Genomic DNA, 20,986 nt, shown 5'->3' with positions numbered 1-20,986 from the left:
AGCCTGCCTGCCGGCAAGCCTCAATCCGGCAACGGCACCGTCAGCCCGACCTTGACGCGGTCCATGGCGACGAAGGTGCGGAATTTCCTCACATTGTTGCTGCCGAAGAACAGTTTTCGCGTCAGCGCCTCGTAGGCGCCCATGTCGGCCACGGTGATGACGAGGATGAAGTCGGCCTCGCCGGTGACGTAATAGCATTGCTGTACTTCAGGCGTTTGCGAGAACTGCCGCTTGGCCGCGTCGATCAGCTCGGTGCGTTCGCTCTCCAGCTCCACCTCGACGAAGATGGTGATGGGCTGGCCGACCGCCGCGGGTTCGACGATCGCGACATTGCTGGCGATGACGCCGGTCTGCTCCATGCGCTTGATGCGGCGCTGCACCGCCGGCGCCGAGAGGTTCACCGCCTCGCCGATCAGCCGCTGCGGCGTCGTGTTGTCGCGCTGCAGTATGGCAAGGATGGCGAGATCGAAACTGTCGAGCGGAGCCGATGATGGAGGCAATGGCGATATCCCGGAGAAACAAACTTGCATTTCGCAGGGCCAATTACAGCGCTCTTTGCGTCTGTCCTGCAATATGGTCTCGCTGACTGCCAAGGGGGCCACGAATGTTCCTGCCCAATCGCAATGCCTTGCACGGCAAGCCGCTTGATGCGGCCGATGCCGAAACCCTTGGGATTGCCGGCGCCGACACGGTCGAACGCTTCCTTGCCCATCGCGACAATCATGCGATGACGCCGCTGCACGCGCTGTCGGCGCTGGCGAGGGAATTCGGAGTTGGCGCCATCCACGTCAAGGATGAGGGCTTTCGTCTCGGCCTCGGCAGCTTCAAGGCGCTGGGCGGCGCCTATGCCGTCTTCCGCCTTGTCCTGGAAGAGGCAGGCAAGCGCCTTGGCCGCCCCGTCGATGTCGAGGATCTCGATCGGCCAGATGTCCGCTCGGTCGCCGCAAAGATGACCTTTGCCTGCGCCACCGACGGCAATCACGGCCGCTCCGTCGCGCAAGGCGCCGAGCTTGCCGGCGCCAAGGCCGTGATCTTCGTCCATGCCGGCGTCAGCGCCGAGCGCATCGCGGCAATCGCCCGCTACGGCGCCGAGATGGTTCGCGTCGACGGCAATTATGACGATTCGGTCAGGCAAGCTGCGCAGGTCGCGGCCGAGAAGGGTTGGACCGTGGTGTCGGATACGTCATGGCCGGGTTATGAGCGCATCCCGGGCCTGGTGATGCAGGGCTATACGGCGATCGTGCGCGAAGCGCTGCGTCAGCTCAGCGAACCGCCGACCCACGTCTTCGTCCAGGCCGGCGTCGGCGGCATTGCCGCCGCGGTGGCCGGCCATCTCGCCATCGTGCTTGGCGACGCCAGGCCAACCTTCATCGTCGTCGAGCCCGCGCGTGCCGCATGCATTGTCGCAGCCGCTGTGGAAGGGCGTGTGGTCAAGGTGGCGCACGACCAGCCGACGGTCATGGCCATGCTCGAATGCTACGAAGCCTCGCAGGTCGCCTGGCGCGTGCTGGCGCGCGCCGCCGATGCCTTCATGACCGTGGACGAGGAGGACGCCATCGCCGTGATGCGGCGGCTGGCCCGGCCGGCCGGCCGCGATCCGGTGATCATCGCCGGCGAGAGCGGCGGCGTCGGCCTTGCCGGCCTGATCCGGGCGGTGGCCGAAAACAAGGCCGATCTTGCCATCGACGGCAAATCCCGCGTGCTGGTGATCAACACCGAAGGCGCCACGGACCCGCATCGCTATGCGGAACTCGTCGGCATGAGCTCGGCCGATGTGCTGGCCGGCAAACTCGCCGCCGAGGCGACACCATGATCGCGATCGATGCACGGCGCCTGCTTGGCCGCATCCGCGAACTCGGCGCCGTTGGCCGCGACGGCGAGGGCAGGCTGACCCGGCTGGCCGCCTCCGACACGGACAGGCAGGGCCGCGACCTCTTCGTCGGCTGGCTGCGGCAGGCCGGGCTCGATGTCGTCATCGACCGCATCGGCAACATTTTCGGTATCTGGCAAACCACGGACAATGCAGGCGAGGCACCGCTGCTCATCGGTTCGCATATCGACACGGTCATCGACGCCGGCATCTATGACGGCTGCTACGGCGTGCTTGCCGGGCTGGAAGTGATCGAGACGCTGAAGGCCTCGGGCGTCTCGCCGTCGCGCCCGCTCGCCGTCGCGGCCTTCACCAATGAAGAAGGCGTGCGCTTCTCTCCCGACATGATGGGGTCGCTGGTCCATGCCGGTGGCGTCGATGTCGAGGCGGCACTCGCCGCTGTCGGCACGGACGGCAGCACGCTCGGGCAGGAACTCGCTCGCATCGGCTATGCGGGCGAGCGCGAACCCGGCTCCCTCAAACCGCACATCTATGTCGAACTGCACATCGAGCAGGGGCCGGTTCTGGAGCGCGAAGGCATTCCGATCGGCGCGGTGGAAACCCTGCAAGGCATCTCCTGGCAGCGCATCACCCTCGACGGCGTCGCCAACCATGCCGGCACTACGCCGATGTCGATGCGCTGCGACGCAGGATATGCCGCGGCACGTGTCGTCACCTTCCTGCATGACCGGGCGACGGCGGCCAATTCGCCAACGGTTGTCACCGTGGGCACGATGCGCCTTGAGCCGAACGCCATCAACGTCATCCCATCGCGCGCCGTCTTCACCGTCGACCTGCGCGATCCCGACGAGCAGCGCTTGCAGGACCAAGAGGCGGCGCTGGCTGTCTTTCTGGACCAGCTCGCCGCCGAAGGCATCACCGTGACGGTCGAAAGGCTGGCGCGCTTCGAGCCGGTCATCTTCGACGGGCGGGTCGTCGAGCTGATCGAGGCCGCCGCCAGGAAACGCGGGCTTGCCTCGCGGCGGATGACCTCGGGCGCCGGCCACGACGCGCAGATGATCGCGCGCATCGCGCCGGCGGCGATGATCTTCGTGCCGAGCGCCGGCGGCATCAGTCACAGCCCGCATGAGCACACCGGGGATGTCGAGCTTGTTGCCGGCGCCAACATCCTGCTTGATGTCGTCACCGAACTTGCCGAGCTCGAGGACTGAAGACATGGCTGAACTCGATTCCGAAACGCTGAAGCGGGAGATGACTGCTTGGCGGCGCGACTTGCACGCGCACCCCGAATTCGGCTTCGAGGAGAAACGCACCGCTGCCTTCGTTGCCGCCAAGCTGCGCGAATTCGGCCTGGACGATGTTGCCGAGGGTGTCGGTGGCACCGGCGTCGTCGGCACGCTGAAGCGCGGCACCGGCAATCGGGCGATCGCGCTTCGGGCGGACATGGACGCGCTGCGCATAGCGGAGCAATCGAGCGCGCCTTACCGCTCCGGCAATCCCGGAATCATGCACGCCTGCGGCCATGACGGCCACACCGCCATGCTGCTTGGCGCGGCAAAGCTGCTGGCCGCCGAGGGTGGTTTCGACGGCACCGTGCGCTTCATCTTCCAGCCGGCCGAGGAGTGGGGCAGGGGCGCGCTGGCCATGCTTGACGATGGCCTGATGCAGCGCTTCCCCTTCGACGAGATATTTGGCCTGCACAACATGCCCGGCCTTCCCATTGGCCACTTCGAGACCCGCGCCGGCCCCATAATGTCGGCCGAGGATAATTTCGAGATCGTCCTCAAGGGTCTCGGCGGTCAAGCGGCGCGGCCGCATGCGGGCAACGAAACGCTGGTCGCCGCCTGCGCGCTGGTCACCAATCTGCAGACTATCGTCTCACGCCGCCTGAGCCCGGCCGACATAGCGGTGGTTTCGGTGACCGAACTGATCACCGACGGCACGCGCAATGCGCTGCCCGGTCTTGCCCGCATCCTTGGCGATGCGCGCAGCTTCCGCCCCGAGGTCAGCGCGGCGATCGAGCGGCAGATGCGCGTCATCGCCGAGGGTAGCGCTGCCGCCTACAACGTCGCCGCCGAGGTCACCTACAGCAGAGAGTTCGTGCCTTTGCGCAACGATGCCGAACTGGTCGAAGCGGCCTTCGCGGCAGCCAGGAACGTTTTCGAGCCCGGCAATATCACTGTCGCCCGCGAGCCGATGACGGCGTCGGAGGATTTTGCCCGCTTCCTCGACCACGTGCCGGGCTGCTTCGTCTTCCTCGGCAATGGCGAGGCCTCCGCGCCGCTGCACAATTCCAGCTATGATTTCAATGATGACGGGCTGGTCTTCGGCGCCAGTTTCCATGCGGCCGTCGCCAGGCAGCGGCTCGGAATTTGACAGGCGACTGATCCACTCCATGCGCTTTTGGCGGGAAAAACGCCCGGAAAAGGCCGAAATCCGCGATCCCGCATGACGTCGCGGCAAGACTCAGCTAACTTTCGTCCTGCGGCGGACCTGATTTATCCGCTTGGCCGGCGCCTTCTCCTCCCAAGCGGCGCCGGCCTTCTTCCCTTGGCACCTGCTTTTCTAATTTAGTATTCATTAAAGTTAGAATGTTCGCACTTGCCGGAAGTTAGGGTCTTTCTGGCATAGAAGCCGCCGGTCTTTTGGGGTGTTTGCGGGAAGACGGATGCGCGGGCGGGGCTGGATAAAGGCGTTGCGTCAGGATGAGGCGCGGCAGATGCGCGTGCGCATCGCCGAACTCGAAAGAAACCTCACGGCGGCGTCTCCGTCCCAGGGCCGGCAGCAGCGGCACGAGGCCGGGCACGAACTGCGCAACGCAAAGTTCCGCCTCGAGCGGCTTGAGGAGTGCATCGCGTCGATGTGCTGAGGTTCGAATTGCGCCATACGGACCATTCTCATTTGCCTGAAGTCCCTGCGGTCACGACAGGATTGCTGACGACATAGGCGCTTTGTTCGGCGCCGGGAGCCTTTGTCGGCGGCAGTTTGTTGTCGCAGGCCGAGACAGCCAAAGCCACCAGAACGAGGCCAAATCCTAGCTTTTTCATCGCTATCGTCTCCAACCGGACAACGCGCCGCCAATCTCAAAACGAGGCGATTTCGGTTTGGTTGCGAGCTTCGCGTGATGGAACAAACCGTCATGTTTCCGGTTGACCCTCATCCAAAGGAGGACCGCAGCATGATCCGTTTCTTTCTGACAGGCGCCTTTGCCTTCCTCGCCTACCGCCTCGCACGCAGGATGATCGATGACGTGCCAGGCGACATCGATCCGCTGTTGCTGCCCGCATCGAGAAGTGACCGCGACGCTCTGCGCCGCCAATCGGCGGCCATGGGTGTCGATCCCGGAAGATAATTCGTCGTGCCGCTTCCTTGTTGCGAACAAAGCGGAAACGATGCTTGATGGGCGATGAACCTCGCCGCCCATGATTCGACCTTTTTGGAATCGACTGTCGCGCCCGCCTATCTCGCGCGGTTGAACGACGCCCAGCGCCAGGCGGTCGAGCATGGTGACGGCAAGATCGCCGGGCCGTTGCTGGTCATTGCCGGCGCCGGCTCGGGCAAGACGAACACGCTGGCGCATCGCGTCGCCCATCTCATCGTCAGGGGCGCCGATCCGCGCCGCATCCTGCTGATGACCTTTTCGCGGCGCGCCGCCTCCGAAATGGCCAAGCGCGTCGAGCGCATTGCCGGCGAGGTGCTCGGCCGCGACGCCGCCGTCATCACCGATGCGCTGGCCTGGGCCGGCACCTTCCACGGCATCGGCGCACGGCTGTTGCGCGACTACGCGCTGGAGATAGGCCTCGACCCGGCCTTCACCATCCACGACCGTGAGGATTCCGCCGACCTGATGAATCTCGTGCGCCACGAGCTCGGCTTCTCCAAGACGGAGGCGCGCTTCCCGACCAAGGGCACTTGCCTTGCCATCTATTCGCGCGCCGTCAACGCGCAGGCGCCGCTTGGCGAGGTGCTCGGATCCGCCTTCCCTTGGTGCGCCGGCTGGGCCGAGCAATTGAAGCAGCTGTTCGCCGGTTACGTCGAGGCCAAGCAAGCGCAGAACGTGCTCGATTACGACGATCTGCTGCTCTACTGGGCGCAGATGACGGCCGAGCCGGAAATCGCGGCGCATCTGGGCGGTCGATTCGACCATGTGCTGGTTGACGAATACCAGGACACCAACCGGCTGCAAGCCTCGATCCTGATGGCGCTGAAGCCCGACGGCGCCGGGCTGACGGTGGTTGGCGACGATGCGCAGTCGATCTATTCGTTCCGCGCCGCCGAGGTGCGCAACATCCTCGATTTTCCAAAGCAATTCCCACAGGCCGCCGATGTGGTGATGCTGGAGCGCAACTACCGCTCGACAGAGACCATTCTGGCCGCCGCCAATGCGGTGATCGGCGAGGCCTCCGAACGCTTCACCAAGAACCTCTGGTCAGAGCGCAAATCCACCGACAAGCCAAGGCTGGTCACCGTGCGCGACGAGGTCGAGCAGGCGAACTTCGTCTGCGACACGATCTTGGCCGAGCGCGAGGCCGGCACGGCGCTCAAATCGCAGGCGGTGCTGTTTCGCGCTTCGCATCACAGCGGGCCGCTGGAAATCGAGCTGACGCGGCGCAACATTCCCTTCCTCAAATTCGGCGGGCTGAAATTCCTCGATGCCGCCCATGTCAAGGATGTGCTGGCGGTGTTGCGCTTTGCCGAAAATCCGCGCGACCGCGTCGCCGGTTTCCGCGTGCTGCAGCTGATGCCGGGGATCGGCCCTTCGGCCGCCGCGCAGATTGTCGAGACGATGACCACGGCGCTGGACGAGGCGATGGGGCTGGCCGGCTGGCGCCCGCCGCAACGTGCCGCCGATGACTGGCCGGCCTTTGTCTCGCTTTACTCCGGCCTGCGGGCCGGCGCCAAATGGCCGGCCGATCTTGAACAGGTCAGGCTCTGGTACGAGCCGCATCTGGAACGTATCCATGAGGACGCCATCACGCGCCGCGCCGACCTCTTGCAGCTCGAGCAGATCGGCTCGGGCTACGCCTCGCGCGAGCGGTTCCTGACGGAATTGACGCTCGATCCGCCGGATGCGACCAGCGACCAGGCCGGACCGCCGCATCGCGACGAGGACTATCTGATCCTGTCGACCATCCATTCGGCCAAGGGCCAGGAGTGGAAGAACGTCTTCGTGCTCAACACCGTCGATGGCTGCATTCCAGCCGATCTCGGCGTCGGCACCAAGGAGGACATCGAGGAGGAACGCCGGCTGCTCTACGTGGCGATGACGCGGGCCAAGGACAGCCTCAATCTCGTCATGCCGCAGCGCTTCTTTCCGCACGGCCAGGCCGCGCGCGGCGACCGCCATCTCTACGCCTCGCGCACCCGCTTCATTCCGGCCTCGATCCTTGGCGCGTTCCAGCAGATGTCGTGGCCGGGCGCGCAAGCGGCTGAGGGCAGGACGCCCCGGCCGGAGGTGCGCGTCGATATTGGCGCGCGCATGCGCGGCATGTGGAAATAGCCGACGCCATGGCGCAACCGCCGATCCGGATTGCCATCGCCGGCGCGCTCGGCCGCATGGGCCGCCAGATGGCGGAGGCCGTGCAGGCCGATCCGCGGCTGGCGCTTGCCGCCCGCTTCCATCGTCCGGGCAGTGTCTGCGACTGGCTGGTGAGCCGCGACGAGGCGCTTGCCATGGCCGATGTGGTGATCGACTTCACCACGCCGGCCGCTTCGGCAGATCTGGCGAACTTCTGCGCGAAGCGCGGTGGACCGGCCTTGGTGATCGGGTCCACCGGTTTCGATGCCGCCGAACTGGCTGCCATCGCCGGCGCCGCGAAAACGATTCCCATTGTGCGCTCCGGCAGCTATTCGCTCGGCCTCAACATGCTGGTCGGGTTGGTCGAGCAGGCAGCGAGGGCATTTGATCCTCAGGATTGGGATGCCGAGATTTTCGAGGCGCATCATCGCCACAAGATCGATGCGCCGTCGGGCACCGCGCTGATGCTGGGACAGGCCGTCGCCGGCGAACGCGGTGTCGCACTGGAGCCGGTCGCCAGGCGCGTCCGCGACGGCGTCACCGGCGCGCGGCCGGCTGGCGAGATCGGTTTTGCGGTGGTTCGCGGTGGCAGCATCGTCGGCGAACACAGCGTCAGCTTCTGTGCCGAAGGCGAGCTCGTCACCTTGTCGCATACTGCCGGCGACCGCATCATGTTCGCCCGTGGCGCCATCGCCGCGGCACTTTGGGTGTCGGGACGCCCGCCCGGCGAATACGATATGCGCGACGTGCTTGGGTTTGACCGCTGAACTTGGCACGGCGTGCATTTTCAAGGCGCCCCGACTGCCCGATGGCCGCGGCTTACTGATCCGTTGGCTTTGCCGTCATTTTCGGCTTTACCCTGAAAGCTGGATGAAAGGTTGGTGCCATAACTCTTGTCCGGTGCCCCGATATTGTCGCGCAAAAGCGATGGGAGAGAGAGGGGCGCGGGAAACGAACAAAGGGAAGAGGCCATGTCGCTCGCGCGAATTCTGCTTGATTCTGCCGCCACAACCGCACTCGTCGCAATCATGGCCTTATCAGCGCCATCCGCACGCGCCGACGAAAAGATCTCCATCATGGTTGGCGGCTACGAAAAACAGATCTATCTGCCCGCCAAACTGACCGAAGCGCTCGGTTACTTCAAGGACGAGGGCCTCGACGTCGAGTTGCTGAATGAACCGGCCGGCGTCGACGCCGAAAACGAGATGCTTGCCGGAGCCGTGCAAGGGGTTGTCGGCTTCTACGATCACTGCATCGATCTGCAGGCGAAGGGCAAGTTCGTCGAATCCATTGTCCAGTTCAGCCAGGCGCCGGGCGAGGTCGAGCTTGTTTCGACCAAACATCCGGAGATCAAGTCACCCGCCGATTTCAAGGGCAAGAGCCTTGGCGTGACCGGCCTGGGCTCATCGACGAATTTTCTTACGGAATATCTTGCCATCAAGAATGGCTTGAAGCTCGGGGATTTCACCTCGGTACCGGTTGGCGCCGGCACCACCTTCATCGCCGCCATGCAGCAGGACAAGATCCAGGCCGGCATGACGACCGAGCCGACTATCACCCGGCTGCTAAAAACCGGCGAAGCGACCGTTCTTATCGATATGCGCACAATGGAGGGTACCAAGGCCGCGCTCGGCGGCACTTACCCAGCCGCATCCCTCTATATGCAGACCGACTGGGTCGAAGCGCACAAGGACATCGTGCAGAAGCTGGCCAATGCCTTCGTCAAGACGCAGAAGTTCATCAACACGCATAGCGGCGCCGAGATCGCCGACAAAATGCCGAAGGACTACTATGTCGGCGACAAGGAGGGCTACGTGAAGGCCCTCGATGCCGGTAAGGCGATGTTCACCCCCGACGGGATCATGCCCGAAGGAGGCCCGGAGACGGTACTGACGGTTCTTTCAGCCTTCAAGAAGGAACTGCAGGGCAAGCAGATCGACCTCTCAAAGACCTACACCTCGGAATTCGTCAAGAACGCCAAGTAGCGGTCCATGCCGGCGCGATGCGCGACATCGCGCCGGCAACCGTCATTTTTCACGTCCGACGGCCTTGGCCGACGGCGGGCTTTCGCTCGAACCCGGAGTTTCATCATGGCCCCTGAAAAGACCACACCAGCGATCGAACTGATCAATGTCAGCCGTCGCTTCCTCTCGCCCACCGGCAAATCGCTGACGGCGCTGCGCGATTTCACCATGACCGTCGAGCGCGGCGAATTCGTTGCCGTTGTCGGTCCAACCGGTTGCGGCAAATCCACCACGCTCAACCTCGTAACGGGACTGGCAAGCCCAAGTGCCGGCGAGGTCCGGGTCATGGGCGCCCCCGTCAAGGGGATAGACCCGCGCATCGGCTTTGTCTTCCAGAGCGATGCCTTGTTCCCCTGGCGAACCGTGATCGAGAATGTGATGGCCGGTCCGCTGTTTCGCGGCAGGGCGAAGTCGGATGCCACGGCCGCGGCACGCGACTGGCTGGCGCGCGTCGGCCTGTCGCGTTTCGAGCACCATTATCCGCACCAGCTTTCCGGCGGTATGCGCAAGCGCGTGGCGCTCGCCCAGACCTTCATAAACGGCCCGGAAATCCTCCTGATGGACGAGCCATTTTCGGCGCTTGACGTACAGACGCGCGTGCTGATGCACGAGGAACTGCTGCGCCTGTGGTCGCAGGCAAGGGCTTCCGTGGTCTTCGTCACGCATGATCTCGAAGAGGCGATTGCGCTCGCCGACAAGGTCTATGTCCTGACCGCCGGGCCGGCCACGGTAAAATCGGTCTACACGATTGATCTGCCGCGCCCGCGCGTCGTCGCCGATATCCGCTACGAGCAGAGCTTCATCAACTATTCGCGCACGATCTGGGCCGACCTCAAGGAAGAGGTCGAGACCAGCTATGCGCGCGCCGCTGCCTGAGGAGGAAAGCCATGACCGATGCCGCCATCGACATCAGAGCAGGGGCTTTCAAGCCTGGCACTTCAGACGCCGAAATCGAAGCGGCCGCCGCGAAGGCGGCAACGCATCGCCGCCACACCGTGATGTTCTGGCGGGTCGCCATCCTCCTTGCCTTTCTCGGCCTTTGGGAAGTCGCCGCGCGCAAGGCCTGGATCGATCCGTTCTTCTACGCAATGCCGAGCGCGATCGCGCAGCGGCTCTATGAATGGACGACCGAAGGAACGTCCGAGGGACCTCTCTGGTATCATCTCTATGTCACCATGGAGGAGTCGGTCATCGGCTTCGTGACGGGTTCGGTCGCTGGTATCATCATCGGCGTCGCGCTCGGTCGCAACCGGATGGCCGCCGACATTTTCTCGATCTACATCAAGGTCATCAATTCCATTCCGCGCGTGGTTCTGGCGCCGATCTTCATCATGATCCTCGGCCTCGGCCTCGCCTCGAAAGTGGCGCTTGCCTTCGTGATGGTTTTCTTCGTCGTCTTCCACAATGCCTTCCAGGGCGTGCGGGAAGCCGACAGGGCCATGATCGCCAACGCTCGCATCCTTGGCGCGTCAAACTGGCAATTGACCCGCTCGGTGATTGTCCCTTCGGCGATGAGCTGGATCTTCGCCAGCCTGCATGTCAGTTTCGGCTTTGCCATCATTGGCGCGATCGTCGGCGAGTTCGTTGGTGCGCGCTTCGGCATCGGCCTGCTGATCAACATCGCCAAGGGGTCCTTCGACGCCGCCGGCATGTACGCCGCGATCGTCATCGTCATGGTGGTGGCACTCGGTGCCGAATATCTGATGACCATGGTCGAGGACCGCCTGGCGAAGTGGCGTCCCCAGCCGCTGCACGAGACGCAGTGAGCGGTGACATAATTCAACTGCTTGCCAGCGGCAGCCTGACCTCAACCACCAGACCGCCGGCCGCGCCATCCCCTAGGGTGACGCGGCCGCCGGCGTTTTCGACGACCTCGCGCACGATGGCGAGCCCCAACCCGCTGCCTTCCTCGGTCGAACCGGCGATGCGGTAGAAACGTTCGAATACATGGTCCCGCTCGTCCACGGGAATGCCGGGTCCGTCGTCGGCGACCGTCAGCAGGGCTTCGCCGTCGACGGCCGCCAGCCTCACCGTGACGCTGCCGCCTGACGAGGAATAGCGCACCGCATTGTCGACGAGATTGACGATCATCTCGCGCAGCATGGTGCCGTCGCCGATGACCGGCACAGGGCCGGTCTCCTCGAGGCCGAGATCGATGTTGCGACTGATTGCCAGCGGCGCTTGCGTTTCCAGCACGTCTCGGGCGGCCACGGTCAGGTCGATGCGGTCGGCGCGCGGCCGTCGGCTGCCCGGTTCCGCCCGCGACAGGGTGAGCAACTGTTCGGCCAACCGCGCCAGCCTGCCGGAGCTTGCTTGCAGCGCCACCAGCGCCTCCTGGCGCGCATCGGGGACAGTTTCGCGAAGCGCATAGCTCGCTTGCGTCGACAGCAACGCCAGGGGCGTACGAAGTTGGTGCGCGGCATTGGCGATGAACCGTCGTTGCGCCGCCATCTGGGCCCGCACCCGCGCCATATAGGCGTTCAGGGCATCGATCAGCGGGCGGATCTCGTTTTGAGCACCCGGCACCTCGACCGGGTCGAGATCGCTGCGGCTGGGCGAACGCACCGCGTCGCGCAGCCGGATCAAAGGCGCAAGGCCACGATGCAGGCCCAACAGAACGAACAAGCCGGCAATCGCCACCAGCGCCAGCTGCTGGGCAAAGGCGCCCAACCAGAGACGCCGGACCATGGCATCGTGTCCGGCAAGCGTGACGCCAACGGTAACGGATATCGGCGAGTCCTCTCCGGCGCCGACCACAGTATGGCTGTAAGTGAGCAATCTCAGCAGATGATCCCGATAGGTGGCCTCGGTGCCGGGATACTTTACCGCCTCCGGCAGGTCGGGATAGCCGGTCAGCAGCCGCCCTCCGGCAGCCTTGACATGGTAATAGACGCTGTCGCGGTCACCGGTGTCGAACATCTCGAGCGCCGCCGGCGGTATCGTGGCGTCGAGCACGCCTTCGCTCACGGCGACACGTTCGGCGATGGCCCGCGCCGAGCCCATGAGCATGCGATCGGTGACGAGATCCGCGGTCGCCAGCGCATTGCGATGGCTGGTCCACAGATTGATGGTGACGAGCCCAACGAGCGGCAATACAACCCAGGCCAACAGCTGCAAGCGGAGACTGTTAATCCTCATGGCGCCGTATCGTCGTGGCGCAAGAGATAGCCGAGGCCCCGCAAGGTGGCGATCTGGACCCGCGACCCTTCGAGCTTCTTGCGCACGCGATGCACATAGATCTCGATGGCGCTGGGGTCGGCATCGGTCTCGAAATCGTAGATCGCCGCCGAAAGCGCTGCCTTGCTCACCGTGCGCCCGGCCTTCACCATCAATTGCTCCAGCACCGCGTGTTCGCGGGGGGTGAGCGCCAGTGGCTCACCGGCGAGCGAAAACAGCCTTGTGTTGGTGTCGAAGATGAGATCGCCGCAGGCAACGACAGGCGCGGTCCGGTCATTGGCGCGTCGCAGCTGTGCCCGGATACGAGCCTCGAGTTCCTCGATCTGGAAAGGCTTGGCCAGATAGTCGTCGGCGCCTTCATTGAGGCCCTTGACCCGGCCGTCGAGGCTGGCATTGGCGGTCAGCACGATCACCGGCACCCGGTTGCCGCGCGCCCGCAGCCGGCGCAGCACCTCCAGGCCGCCCATGCGCGGCAGTGCCAGGTCGAGGATGACAAGCGCATGATCGCCCGCTGCCAGCGCATGCTCGACATCCTCGCCGTCATGGACGATGTCGACCACATAATTTGCCTGGCGCAGGGTCTTGCCCAGCCAGTCGGCCAGTTCGCGATTGTCTTCAACAAGCAGCAGTCGCATCTCTTTGGCGGTCCGGTCCCTATCTCCCAGCCGAACACCTGAAGCTTGATTGGCCACGGCATCCCTGATCGCTCCTGAATGAGCGACAGTATCGATCCCAACGCAAGACAAATGCGGTCTTGGCCGAGGACAACAGCGTACCGTTGCGTCTTCAAATCGATCTGTTTTCACGCATTAATCGAACCGAACGGTTCGGTTCTAATTGACAGATTGTATCGCAAACAGTGAACAATGCCCTCCAAAAGCCTTCCGTTTTTTTGGGGGCGTCGAACCTAATATGCTGAAATTATTGCACAAATCGCGTTGAAATTGCTGCAATGCAATATGCATTGTCTATAATATAAGGAAATTCTGCAAAGCCGCCGCGACTGGTAATCGCAAAAGGCATTCCCTACTTCGGGGTGGTCCGAGCGACGCGAAATTCCTCCCAAGGGCACGCCACTAGACGGACAGACAGACAAATACTGGAGTAAAGAAAATGACCAAGATCGCTCTTACCGCCGCCGCCATCCTCGTTGCCACGGGCACCGCTTTCGCCGGCAGCGACAATTATGGCTCGGCCAACGTCAACCAGCCCGCAGCCACTGTCGACCATTCGGTCACTGCTTCGACCTCGAAGTCGACCGCGACCGTCCAGGCCCAGGCTCCGCAGGGCGCTGACCGCAACCTCTTCGGCCGCTAATCGCGACTGCCGATACCCAATCCAAACTTCAATTCAGGAGTACTTAAAATGACCAAGATCGCTCTTACCGCCGCCGCCATCCTCGTTGCCACGGGCACCGCTTTCGCCGGCAGCGACAATTATGGCTCGGCCAACGTCAATCAGCCCGCTGCTGCGGTCGACCATTCGGTCACCGCTTCGACCTCGAAGTCGACCGTGACCGTCCCGGCCCAGGCTCCGCAGGGCGCTGACCGCAACCTCTTCGGCCGCTGATCGCGACTGCCGATACCCAACCCAAACTTGAATTCAGGAGTACTTAAAATGACCAAGATCGCTCTTACCGCCGCCGCCCTCCTCGTCGCCACGGGCACCGCTTTTGCTGGCAGCGACAATTATGGCTCCAACAATGTCAACCAGCCGGCTGTCAGCCAGTCGTACTCCGACATCGACACCACGCATACCGGTTCGATCGCGAAGTCCGTAAAGGTACAGGGCGACGCCAATGCCAACGTGCCGGCTCAGTCGGGCCAGGGCATCTGGGGCCGTTAATTCCTTCAATCCCCGGAAGACGACAAAGAGCGGTGGGCTTGGCCCGCCGCTCTTGTTTTTTATGCATGCGGGCGTACCGATCGCAAATCGAACCGATCGGTTCAAATAATGTTGACGACCCGTGAGCGGACGGTCGACGCGAGCTCCACAAATCGCCACAATGTGCAATGGTTGGTTTCAGATAACCATATGATATCTATAAATAAAGTCTCAAACACTTGATCCATTTGCCGAAATTCAAGGTCGTGATCCGGCGCGTGATGGAACATCTTCGTGATTGGAAGTCGGCGAGCGAAAAACCCATTTCCAGCCTGTCCGAGCGACGCGAAATTCCTCCCAAGGGCACGCCACTTGACGGACAGAACTTAAGAATACTGGAGTAAGAAAATGACCAAGATCGCACTTACCGCTGCTGCCATCCTCGTTGCCACGGGCACCGCTTTCGCCGGCAGCGACAATTATGGCTCCAACAATGTCAACCAGCCGGCCGTCACAGCGCCCGCTGCCAACATTGACCACAGCCATACGGCTTCTATCCGCAAGCCGGTAGAGCATCACGGCTTCAAGCTGACGCCCGATTCAGTCCAGCCGGATTCCGGCCAGGGGATCTGGGGTAACTGAGCCAACGCTCAAGCAGGCCTCGATGACAAAGAGCGGTGGGTCTGACCCGCCGCTCTTGTTTTTTGCGTCGCAGGGCAGGCATGGGCCGGCATCGGTTTGAGCAGCCGGTCTTCGCAACCGGCAGGAGGGCGCTCCGCCTCCGGGAATAAAACAGGACGGCCTCGGGTCTTATCTTCAGCGGAACCGTCCTCCCAAGACGCCGCCCAACGGAAGAACCAGGAGATTGAAATGAACAAGATTGCTATCGCTGTCACCGCCATCCTGCTTGCAACCGGCGGCGCTTTTGCCGGCAGCGACCATTATGGCTCCGACAATGCCAATCAGCCGGTAGCCTCGGTCGCCGGCGTGGATCATGCCGTCACCGGCGCGGTCAAGAACACGGATGTGGCCGGGCACACGGCAGCCGACACCAGGATGAAGACCAACACCGACTGGCCGGAATCCGGCCAGGGTATCTGGGGCAACTGAGGTCTCGGGCGCGGCGGGCTTGCCCGCCGCATGCCCGGCAGGACCGCTAGCTCAGATCCTTCGGGCGCAGGCAATGCGTCAGTCTTGCGACCGACAGGCCGGACCAGTCGCTGTCGAAGACAAAGCGCGCGAGGGCTGCCGTCGGGAATTTTTCCTCCAGCCTCTTGTGAGCCTTGGCCTCCGAGCCTGATCCGGCAAGCTGTTTCGCAAGATCCTCCAGGCCCGGATTGTGGCCGACCACCGCCAAGCAGCCGCTGGATGGGTCGACTTTACGAATCTGGATCAGAATATCCGCCGCCGAAGCCTCGTAGAGGGCCTCGGCAAACACGGGACGGGGATGCGCCGGCAGTTCTTGGGCGACCAGCCGCCAGGTGTCGCGGGTGCGCAGCGCCGACGACACCAGCACCTGATCCGGCAGCCAGTCGCGCGCCGCAAGCTCGCGCCCCATCAATTTGGCCGCTTTCAATCCGCGCGGCGCGAGCGGCCGGTCGAAATCATCGAGAGCAAGGTCGTCCCAACTCGACTTGGCGTGGCGAAGAAGGAGTAGTTGTTTCATCGATTTGAGTCCGACCAGGGGATGTCGGCATGAAAGTCTTTGCCATATCCGCCGCCGTGCTTTGTGCCGGCTTCCGTGTCGAAAGCTGCGGAAAGGGCACCGAAGATGAACAACCCGACACGCCGCTCATCCTTATCCCACCGGACAACGATATCCGATCCGCTGATGGCCCAGGCGCCCGATCGTATGTGAATTGTATCAACGACGGAGCCTGACTCGTCGCCTTGTGCTCGATAGAGGTAAAAATACGCAGTGGCGTTTCGCGGGTCTCCGGCCTCGTCATACTCAAAGACTCCGGCCAGGTCGCCTTTCGTCCGGATCGCACTGTCGAAAACGTCCATTGGCCTCGGCCCTCAGGGCGTAATCCGCGCCAGATGCTCGAGGTCGGCTTCCTCGCGTAGCGGATCGGGCGCCATCACCACCGAGGTGCCGTTGTCGGCGTCGTCGGCGAAGTGGGCAAGCACCGTACGTCCGGCCTCCATGCGCGCTTTGCCTTCGGCAACCAGCCCGAGCGCCAGCGGATAGAGCCGGTGCTCGGCCTTCAGCACCCGGGCAGCCAGCGTATCGGCATTGTCGCCGACCATCACCGGCACGGCCGCTTGCGCGATGATCGGTCCGTCATCCATTTCGGACGTGACGAAATGCACGGTGCAGCCATGGATGCGCAGACCGGCGGCCAGCGCGCGCACATGGGTGTCGAGACCCTTGAATGCCGGCAGCAGGGCGGGGTGGATGTTGATCATGCGGCCCTGCCATTTCTGGACGAAGCCAGGGGAGAGGATGCGCATGTAGCCTGCCAGCGCCACGATCTCGGCATTGAAGGCGGTGAGCGCGGCGTCGATCGCCGCGTCATGCGCCTGCTTGCTGCCATGGTCGGCTCGGGCAATGACCTGGGTGGCGATGCCGCGCGCCTTGGCGATGCCGAGGCCGGCGGCGTCGGCCTTGTCGGAAATCACGCCGACGATCTCGGCCGGGAAGGCCGGGTCGCTGGCTGCGGCGATCAGTGCGGTCATGTTGGAACCGCGCCCCGAGATCAGGACGACCGTGCGTTTCCTGCTCATAGGCTGATCGAGCCCCGATAGATGACGCCGGCGTCGCGGCGCGGCACGATGCGGCCGATCGGCGTTACCGTCTCGCCGGCTTCCTGCAGCACGGCGGCGACCTGCGCCGCCTGGCCGGAAGCGACCGCCAGGATCATGCCGACGCCGCAATTGAAGGTGCGCATCATCTCTTCCGGCGCCACGCCGCCGGTCTTGGCCAGCCACGAGAACACCGCCGGCACGTCGATGGCTTCCAGATCGAGTTCGGCCGAAAAATCCTTGGGCAGCACGCGCGGAATGTTTTCCGGGAAACCGCCGCCGGTGATGTGCGCCAGCGCCTTGATGCCATGCGTGTTGCGGATGGCCTTGAGGATCGACTTGACGTAGATGCGGGTCGGTTCGAGCAGCGCCTCGGCCAGCGTCGCCTCGTCGTTGAACGGCGCCGGATCGCTCCACGAAAGGCCGCTGGCGGCGACGATGCGGCGCACCAGCGAAAAACCGTTCGAATGCAGGCCCGAGGAAGCGAGGCCCAAAAGCACATCGCCCTCGACGATATCGTCGGTGGGCAGAAGCTGGCCGCGTTCGGCCGCGCCCACGGCAAAGCCGGCGAGGTCATAGTCCTTGCCGTGATACATGCCGGGCATTTCCGCCGTCTCGCCGCCGATCAGCGCGCAGCCGGCCTGCCGGCAGCCTTCCGCGATGCCGCCGACAATTGCCGCGCCCTGGTCGGGGTCGAGCTTGCCGGTGGCGAAATAGTCGAGGAAGAACAGCGGTTCCGCCCCTTGCACGACGATGTCGTTGACGCACATGGCGACGAGGTCGATGCCGATCGTGTCATGCTTGCCGGCATCGATGGCAATCTTGAGCTTGGTGCCGACGCCGTCATTGGCGGCAACCAGCACCGGATCGGTGAAGCCGGCCGCCTTGAGGTCGAACAGGCCGCCGAAACCGCCGATCTCGCCATCGGCACCTGGCCGCCGCGTGGCGCGCACCAACGGCTTGATCTTTTCGACCATGAGATTGCCAGCATCGATATCGACGCCGGCCTCGGCATAAGTGAGCCCATTCCTGCGCTTGGCCGTTTTGTCCTGGCCCGTTTTGGGCTGGCTCGTTTTGCGCTGGCTGGTGTCACGCTTGCTCATCGCAATTTTCCTGCTCGTTTGCGGGCTCTTCGCATGAACGGTTTCGGTCCGCAAGGATAACGGCGGAGCCGAGTGTCTTTTGGCCTGACAAAAGCGTGGATAGAATGGCACCGCGTTTGGCGCTCGCGTCCAGATCAGGCTGTCCCTTGTCTCGGCTTGCCGTCTCCCTCATCTATTTCGCAACAGCGCGCGGCGGGACAATGCATTGACCATCCCCAACCTGATCACCATCCTGCGCCTTCTCCTGGTGCCTGCCGTGGTGCTGGCCATGCTGCAGGCCCGCTGGGACTGGGCCTTTGCCGGCTTCGTCATTGCCGGCGTCTCGGACGGCGTCGACGGTTTCATCGCCCGCCGTTTCCACCAGCAGTCCGAACTCGGTGCCTATCTCGATCCGATGGCCGACAAGCTGCTTCTGGTTTCGGTGTTCGTCGTCATGGGCTTCATCGGGCAGTTGCCGCTGTGGCTGGTGGTCACCATGGTGTCACGCGATGCGCTGATCGTCTGCGCGGTCCTGTTGGCCACGGTGATGGCGCATCCGGTCGAGATAAAACCGTTCCTGGTGTCGAAGGCCAATACCGCCATCCAGATCGTGCTGGCGGCGGTCGTGCTGGGCGAACTTGCCTTTGCCGTGCATCTCGACCCTCTGCGGCCAGCCCTCATATTGCTGTCCGGGGTCTTGACCGTGGCTTCGGCCGCAGCCTATCTCGTGGCTTGGCTAAGGCATATGAGCGGCTATGGCGAAGGCTCCAATCCGGACATCTGAGAAGGAAGCGGCGGTGATCGAGGCTGCGGCCGCCGATCTTGCCGCGGCCTCCGCGTTCCGCCGGCAGATCTCGTTCTGGGTGGCTGGCGTCGCCGGACTTGCATTGTTCCTCTATATATTCAGCGCCATCCTGCTGCCCTTCGTCGCCGGCATGGTGCTTGCCTATTTCCTCGATCCGGTCGCCGACCGGCTGCAGCGGCTCGGCCTGTCGCGCTTCATGGCGACTGTGGTCATCCTCATCACCTTCCTCATCGTGCTGGTGCTGGCCTTCGTCGTCCTTGTTCCGGTGCTTGCAACGCAAATGTCGGAATTCGCGGGCAAGCTGCCGGAGTACCTGACCCGGTTGCAGAGCTTGCTCACCTCCTTTGATCCGAAATGGCTGGAACAGAAATTCGGCGTCAACGCCAATGGCTTGCGCGACGGGCTGAATTCGCTGCTTACCTCCGGCTTCGGCCTGATCACAACGGTGTTCACCTCTCTGTGGAGTTCCGGCATGGCGCTGGTCTCGGTGATCAGCCTGTTCGTGGTGACGCCGGTCGTCGCCTTCTACATGCTGCTCGACTGGGACCGCATGGTGGCGGTCATCGACAGCTGGGTGCCGCGCGACAATGTCGCGACGGTTCGCGCCATTGCGCGTGACATCAACACCGCGACCGCCGGCTTCGTGCGCGGACAGGGCACGCTCTGCCTGGTGCTGGGCGCCATGTATGCCACCGGCTTGACACTGACCGGGCTGAACTTCGCCATCCTCATCGGCCTTTTCGCCGGTTTGATCTCCTTCATCCCCTATGTCGGCTCGCTGACCGGGCTGGTGCTGGCGGTCGGCGTCGCTTTAGTCCAGTTCTGGCCGGACTGGACGATGATCGTCGCCGTCGCCGTGGTCTTCTTCATCGGCCAGTTCATCGAAGGCAACATCCTGCAGCCCAGGCTGGTCGGCAAAAGCGTCGGCCTGCATCCGGTATGGCTGATGTTCGCGCTGTTTGCTTTCGGCGCGCTGTTCGGCTTCGTCGGCTTGCTGATTGCTGTTCCGGCTTCCGCCGCCGTTGCCGTTCTGGTGCGCTTTGCCATCGCCCGCTATCTCGAATCGCCGCTCTACAAGGGCCACGCGAGCGAGCCCGCGCCGCCGCTGCCGGCCGATCGTGGCGGCGGCCACCGCACGCAACCGCGTCGCTCGAAGTGACCGCCCAGCGAACCGATCCGCCGCGCCAGCTGCCGCTCGATCTCGGCCACGGCACCGGCCATTCGCGCGACGAACTCGTCGTCTCCGGCACCAACAACCAGGCGGCGGCACTGGTCGACCGCTGGCCGGACTGGCCTTCGCCGGTGGTGGTGCTGGCAGGTCCCGCCGGCTCTGGCAAGACGCATCTGGCCGCCATCTGGCGTGCGCGCGCCAACGCGGTTGCCGTCGACGCCCGGCGTATCGGCGACAGCATCGCCGGTCTCGGCGCCCGGCCGGCGCTGATCGACGATGTCGATGCCGGCGCTGTCGACGAACAGGGCCTGTTCCATCTGATCAACGCGGTGCGCGGCGCCGGCTCGACGCTGCTGTTGACCGCACGGCGTTTTCCTTCGGCCTGGGGCGTGTCGCTGCCCGATCTGGCCTCGCGGCTGAAGGCGGCGGCGACCGTCGAGATCCACGAGCCCGACGACCTGCTGCTGGCCGGCGTCATCACCAAACTGTTCGCCGACCGCCAGGTCGAGGTCGAACCGCATGTCGTGCAGTATCTGGTGCGGCGCATCGAACGCTCGCTGGCGACAGCCATGCGCGTGGTGGAGCGGCTGGACCGCACCGCGCTCGAGCGCAAGATGCCGATCACCCGCACGCTTGCCGCCGAAACCGTCAACGCCATGGATGAGGGACAGCGCGAGTTCGAGATTTAGGGAATCTCAAACGACAGGTGAACGCAGGGCGTGTCCCATTTCGGGAAACAAAAGCTGGCATCTATCTTGCTTCACCAGCTTGCCGGCTGACCCCGGTCCTGATTGCGTTCCAAATCAGGT

The 20,986-nt window shown here is 63.7% G+C and carries 26 protein-coding genes; 18 read left to right on the top strand and 8 right to left on the bottom strand.

All coding sequences use genetic code 11. The features are described 5' to 3' along the window. Positions 1 to 20: 20 nt before the first annotated feature. On the bottom strand, positions 21 to 500 hold the full coding sequence (locus JG746_RS24085; protein WP_202354996.1) for an Lrp/AsnC family transcriptional regulator: 480 nt from the start codon (positions 498 to 500) through the stop codon (positions 21 to 23). 104 nt (positions 501 to 604) lie between these two features. Between JG746_RS24085 and JG746_RS24080 the strand changes: the two genes are divergently transcribed. From JG746_RS24080 to JG746_RS24065, 4 genes are all read left to right on the top strand, one after another. Then, positions 605 to 1,813, top strand: a complete 1,209-nt coding sequence (locus tag JG746_RS24080) for a diaminopropionate ammonia-lyase (RefSeq protein WP_202354995.1) — start codon at positions 605 to 607, stop codon at positions 1,811 to 1,813. Then, the gene (locus JG746_RS24075; protein ID WP_202354994.1) at positions 1,810 to 3,042 is read left to right on the top strand and encodes a Zn-dependent hydrolase; all 1,233 of its coding nucleotides are present in this window, start codon (positions 1,810 to 1,812) and stop codon (positions 3,040 to 3,042) included. Before JG746_RS24080 ends, JG746_RS24075 begins: the two co-directional genes overlap by 4 nt. Before the next feature lie 4 nt (positions 3,043 to 3,046). Further along, the gene (locus JG746_RS24070; RefSeq protein WP_202354993.1) at positions 3,047 to 4,207 is read left to right on the top strand and encodes an amidohydrolase; all 1,161 of its coding nucleotides are present in this window, start codon (positions 3,047 to 3,049) and stop codon (positions 4,205 to 4,207) included. A 292-nt stretch (positions 4,208 to 4,499) separates the two neighbouring features. Then, on the top strand, positions 4,500 to 4,700 hold the full coding sequence (locus JG746_RS24065; RefSeq protein WP_202354992.1) for a hypothetical protein: 201 nt from the start codon (positions 4,500 to 4,502) through the stop codon (positions 4,698 to 4,700). A 28-nt stretch (positions 4,701 to 4,728) separates the two neighbouring features. Here JG746_RS24065 and JG746_RS24060 read toward each other — a convergent pair whose 3' ends face one another. Then, complete coding sequence (locus JG746_RS24060; RefSeq protein ID WP_202354991.1) at positions 4,729 to 4,878, bottom strand: hypothetical protein; 150 nt, start codon at positions 4,876 to 4,878, stop codon at positions 4,729 to 4,731. 131 nt (positions 4,879 to 5,009) lie between these two features. Between JG746_RS24060 and JG746_RS24055 the strand changes: the two genes are divergently transcribed. From JG746_RS24055 to JG746_RS24030, 6 genes are all read left to right on the top strand, one after another. Then, positions 5,010 to 5,183 (top strand): hypothetical protein, encoded by a 174-nt coding sequence (locus JG746_RS24055; protein WP_202354990.1) that lies wholly within the window; start codon positions 5,010 to 5,012, stop codon positions 5,181 to 5,183. Between the two features lie 54 nt (positions 5,184 to 5,237). Beyond that, positions 5,238 to 7,331 (top strand): ATP-dependent helicase, encoded by a 2,094-nt coding sequence (locus tag JG746_RS24050; protein WP_202354989.1) that lies wholly within the window; start codon positions 5,238 to 5,240, stop codon positions 7,329 to 7,331. Between the two features lie 8 nt (positions 7,332 to 7,339). After that, positions 7,340 to 8,116, top strand: coding sequence for a 4-hydroxy-tetrahydrodipicolinate reductase (gene dapB, locus JG746_RS24045; RefSeq protein ID WP_202354988.1), 777 nt, complete (start codon positions 7,340 to 7,342; stop codon positions 8,114 to 8,116). Positions 8,117 to 8,377: 261 nt separating this feature from the next. Next, positions 8,378 to 9,334: an ABC transporter substrate-binding protein gene (locus JG746_RS24040; protein WP_446721217.1), complete on the top strand. Its 957-nt coding sequence runs from the start codon at positions 8,378 to 8,380 to the stop codon at positions 9,332 to 9,334. A gap of 105 nt (positions 9,335 to 9,439) precedes the next feature. Next, the gene (locus JG746_RS24035; protein ID WP_202354986.1) at positions 9,440 to 10,249 is read left to right on the top strand and encodes an ABC transporter ATP-binding protein; all 810 of its coding nucleotides are present in this window, start codon (positions 9,440 to 9,442) and stop codon (positions 10,247 to 10,249) included. Positions 10,250 to 10,260: 11 nt separating this feature from the next. After that, positions 10,261 to 11,139 carry an ABC transporter permease gene (locus tag JG746_RS24030; protein WP_202354985.1) on the top strand — a complete coding sequence of 293 codons (879 nt, stop codon included), beginning with the start codon at positions 10,261 to 10,263 and terminating at the stop codon, positions 11,137 to 11,139. Between the two features lie 13 nt (positions 11,140 to 11,152). On the opposite strand, the gene JG746_RS24025 is transcribed toward JG746_RS24030, so the two are convergent. Continuing rightward, complete coding sequence (locus JG746_RS24025; RefSeq protein ID WP_202354984.1) at positions 11,153 to 12,511, bottom strand: sensor histidine kinase; 1,359 nt, start codon at positions 12,509 to 12,511, stop codon at positions 11,153 to 11,155. Then, the gene (locus tag JG746_RS24020; protein ID WP_202354983.1) at positions 12,508 to 13,185 is read right to left on the bottom strand and encodes a response regulator; all 678 of its coding nucleotides are present in this window, start codon (positions 13,183 to 13,185) and stop codon (positions 12,508 to 12,510) included. Before JG746_RS24020 ends, JG746_RS24025 begins: the two co-directional genes overlap by 4 nt. A 478-nt stretch (positions 13,186 to 13,663) precedes the next feature. Between JG746_RS24020 and JG746_RS24015 the strand changes: the two genes are divergently transcribed. The 5 genes from JG746_RS24015 to JG746_RS23995 all read left to right on the top strand — a co-directional run bounded on the left by JG746_RS24015 (position 13,664) and on the right by JG746_RS23995 (position 15,484). Further along, positions 13,664 to 13,867, top strand: a complete 204-nt coding sequence (locus JG746_RS24015; protein ID WP_202354982.1) for a DUF680 domain-containing protein — start codon at positions 13,664 to 13,666, stop codon at positions 13,865 to 13,867. A 48-nt stretch (positions 13,868 to 13,915) separates the two neighbouring features. Beyond that, complete coding sequence (locus JG746_RS24010; RefSeq protein ID WP_202354981.1) at positions 13,916 to 14,119, top strand: DUF680 domain-containing protein; 204 nt, start codon at positions 13,916 to 13,918, stop codon at positions 14,117 to 14,119. 48 nt (positions 14,120 to 14,167) lie between these two features. Beyond that, positions 14,168 to 14,395 carry a DUF680 domain-containing protein gene (locus tag JG746_RS24005; protein ID WP_202354980.1) on the top strand — a complete coding sequence of 76 codons (228 nt, stop codon included), beginning with the start codon at positions 14,168 to 14,170 and terminating at the stop codon, positions 14,393 to 14,395. Positions 14,396 to 14,782: 387 nt separating this feature from the next. Next, positions 14,783 to 15,016 carry a DUF680 domain-containing protein gene (locus JG746_RS24000; RefSeq protein ID WP_202354979.1) on the top strand — a complete coding sequence of 78 codons (234 nt, stop codon included), beginning with the start codon at positions 14,783 to 14,785 and terminating at the stop codon, positions 15,014 to 15,016. A gap of 228 nt (positions 15,017 to 15,244) precedes the next feature. Beyond that, positions 15,245 to 15,484 (top strand): DUF680 domain-containing protein, encoded by a 240-nt coding sequence (locus JG746_RS23995; RefSeq protein ID WP_202354978.1) that lies wholly within the window; start codon positions 15,245 to 15,247, stop codon positions 15,482 to 15,484. Positions 15,485 to 15,530: 46 nt separating this feature from the next. On the opposite strand, the gene JG746_RS23990 is transcribed toward JG746_RS23995, so the two are convergent. The 4 genes from JG746_RS23990 to purM are packed head-to-tail and all read right to left on the bottom strand — an operon-like array spanning position 15,531 to position 18,222. Continuing rightward, positions 15,531 to 16,040, bottom strand: coding sequence for a SixA phosphatase family protein (locus JG746_RS23990; protein ID WP_202354977.1), 510 nt, complete (start codon positions 16,038 to 16,040; stop codon positions 15,531 to 15,533). After that, positions 16,037 to 16,381: a hypothetical protein gene (locus JG746_RS23985; RefSeq protein WP_202354976.1), complete on the bottom strand. Its 345-nt coding sequence runs from the start codon at positions 16,379 to 16,381 to the stop codon at positions 16,037 to 16,039. Before JG746_RS23985 ends, JG746_RS23990 begins: the two co-directional genes overlap by 4 nt. Positions 16,382 to 16,393: 12 nt before the next feature. Continuing rightward, positions 16,394 to 17,101: a phosphoribosylglycinamide formyltransferase gene (purN, locus tag JG746_RS23980; protein ID WP_202354975.1), complete on the bottom strand. Its 708-nt coding sequence runs from the start codon at positions 17,099 to 17,101 to the stop codon at positions 16,394 to 16,396. Next, on the bottom strand, positions 17,098 to 18,222 hold the full coding sequence (purM, locus tag JG746_RS23975) for a phosphoribosylformylglycinamidine cyclo-ligase (RefSeq protein ID WP_202354974.1): 1,125 nt from the start codon (positions 18,220 to 18,222) through the stop codon (positions 17,098 to 17,100). Before purM ends, purN begins: the two co-directional genes overlap by 4 nt. Before the next feature lie 205 nt (positions 18,223 to 18,427). On the opposite strand from purM, the gene JG746_RS23970 reads away from it, so the two are divergent. Genes JG746_RS23970 through hdaA form a run of 3 tightly spaced genes read left to right on the top strand, consistent with a single transcriptional unit; the run spans position 18,428 to position 20,866 of the window. Beyond that, complete coding sequence (locus JG746_RS23970) at positions 18,428 to 18,985, top strand: CDP-alcohol phosphatidyltransferase family protein (protein ID WP_202354973.1); 558 nt, start codon at positions 18,428 to 18,430, stop codon at positions 18,983 to 18,985. Continuing rightward, entirely contained in the window at positions 18,957 to 20,165 is a 1,209-nt protein-coding gene (locus JG746_RS23965) for an AI-2E family transporter (protein WP_202354972.1), read from the top strand. The genes JG746_RS23970 and JG746_RS23965 overlap by 29 nt, the downstream gene beginning before the upstream one ends. Beyond that, positions 20,162 to 20,866: a DnaA regulatory inactivator HdaA gene (gene hdaA, locus JG746_RS23960; protein ID WP_202354971.1), complete on the top strand. Its 705-nt coding sequence runs from the start codon at positions 20,162 to 20,164 to the stop codon at positions 20,864 to 20,866. Before JG746_RS23965 ends, hdaA begins: the two co-directional genes overlap by 4 nt. The last annotated feature ends 120 nt before the right edge of the window (positions 20,867 to 20,986 follow it).

This window comes from Mesorhizobium sp. 113-3-3 (assembly GCF_016756495.1).
Classification (GTDB): domain Bacteria; phylum Pseudomonadota; class Alphaproteobacteria; order Rhizobiales; family Rhizobiaceae; genus Mesorhizobium.
Note: the sequence above shows the minus strand (reverse complement) of the source record. Positions and strands in the feature narration are given on the sequence as shown.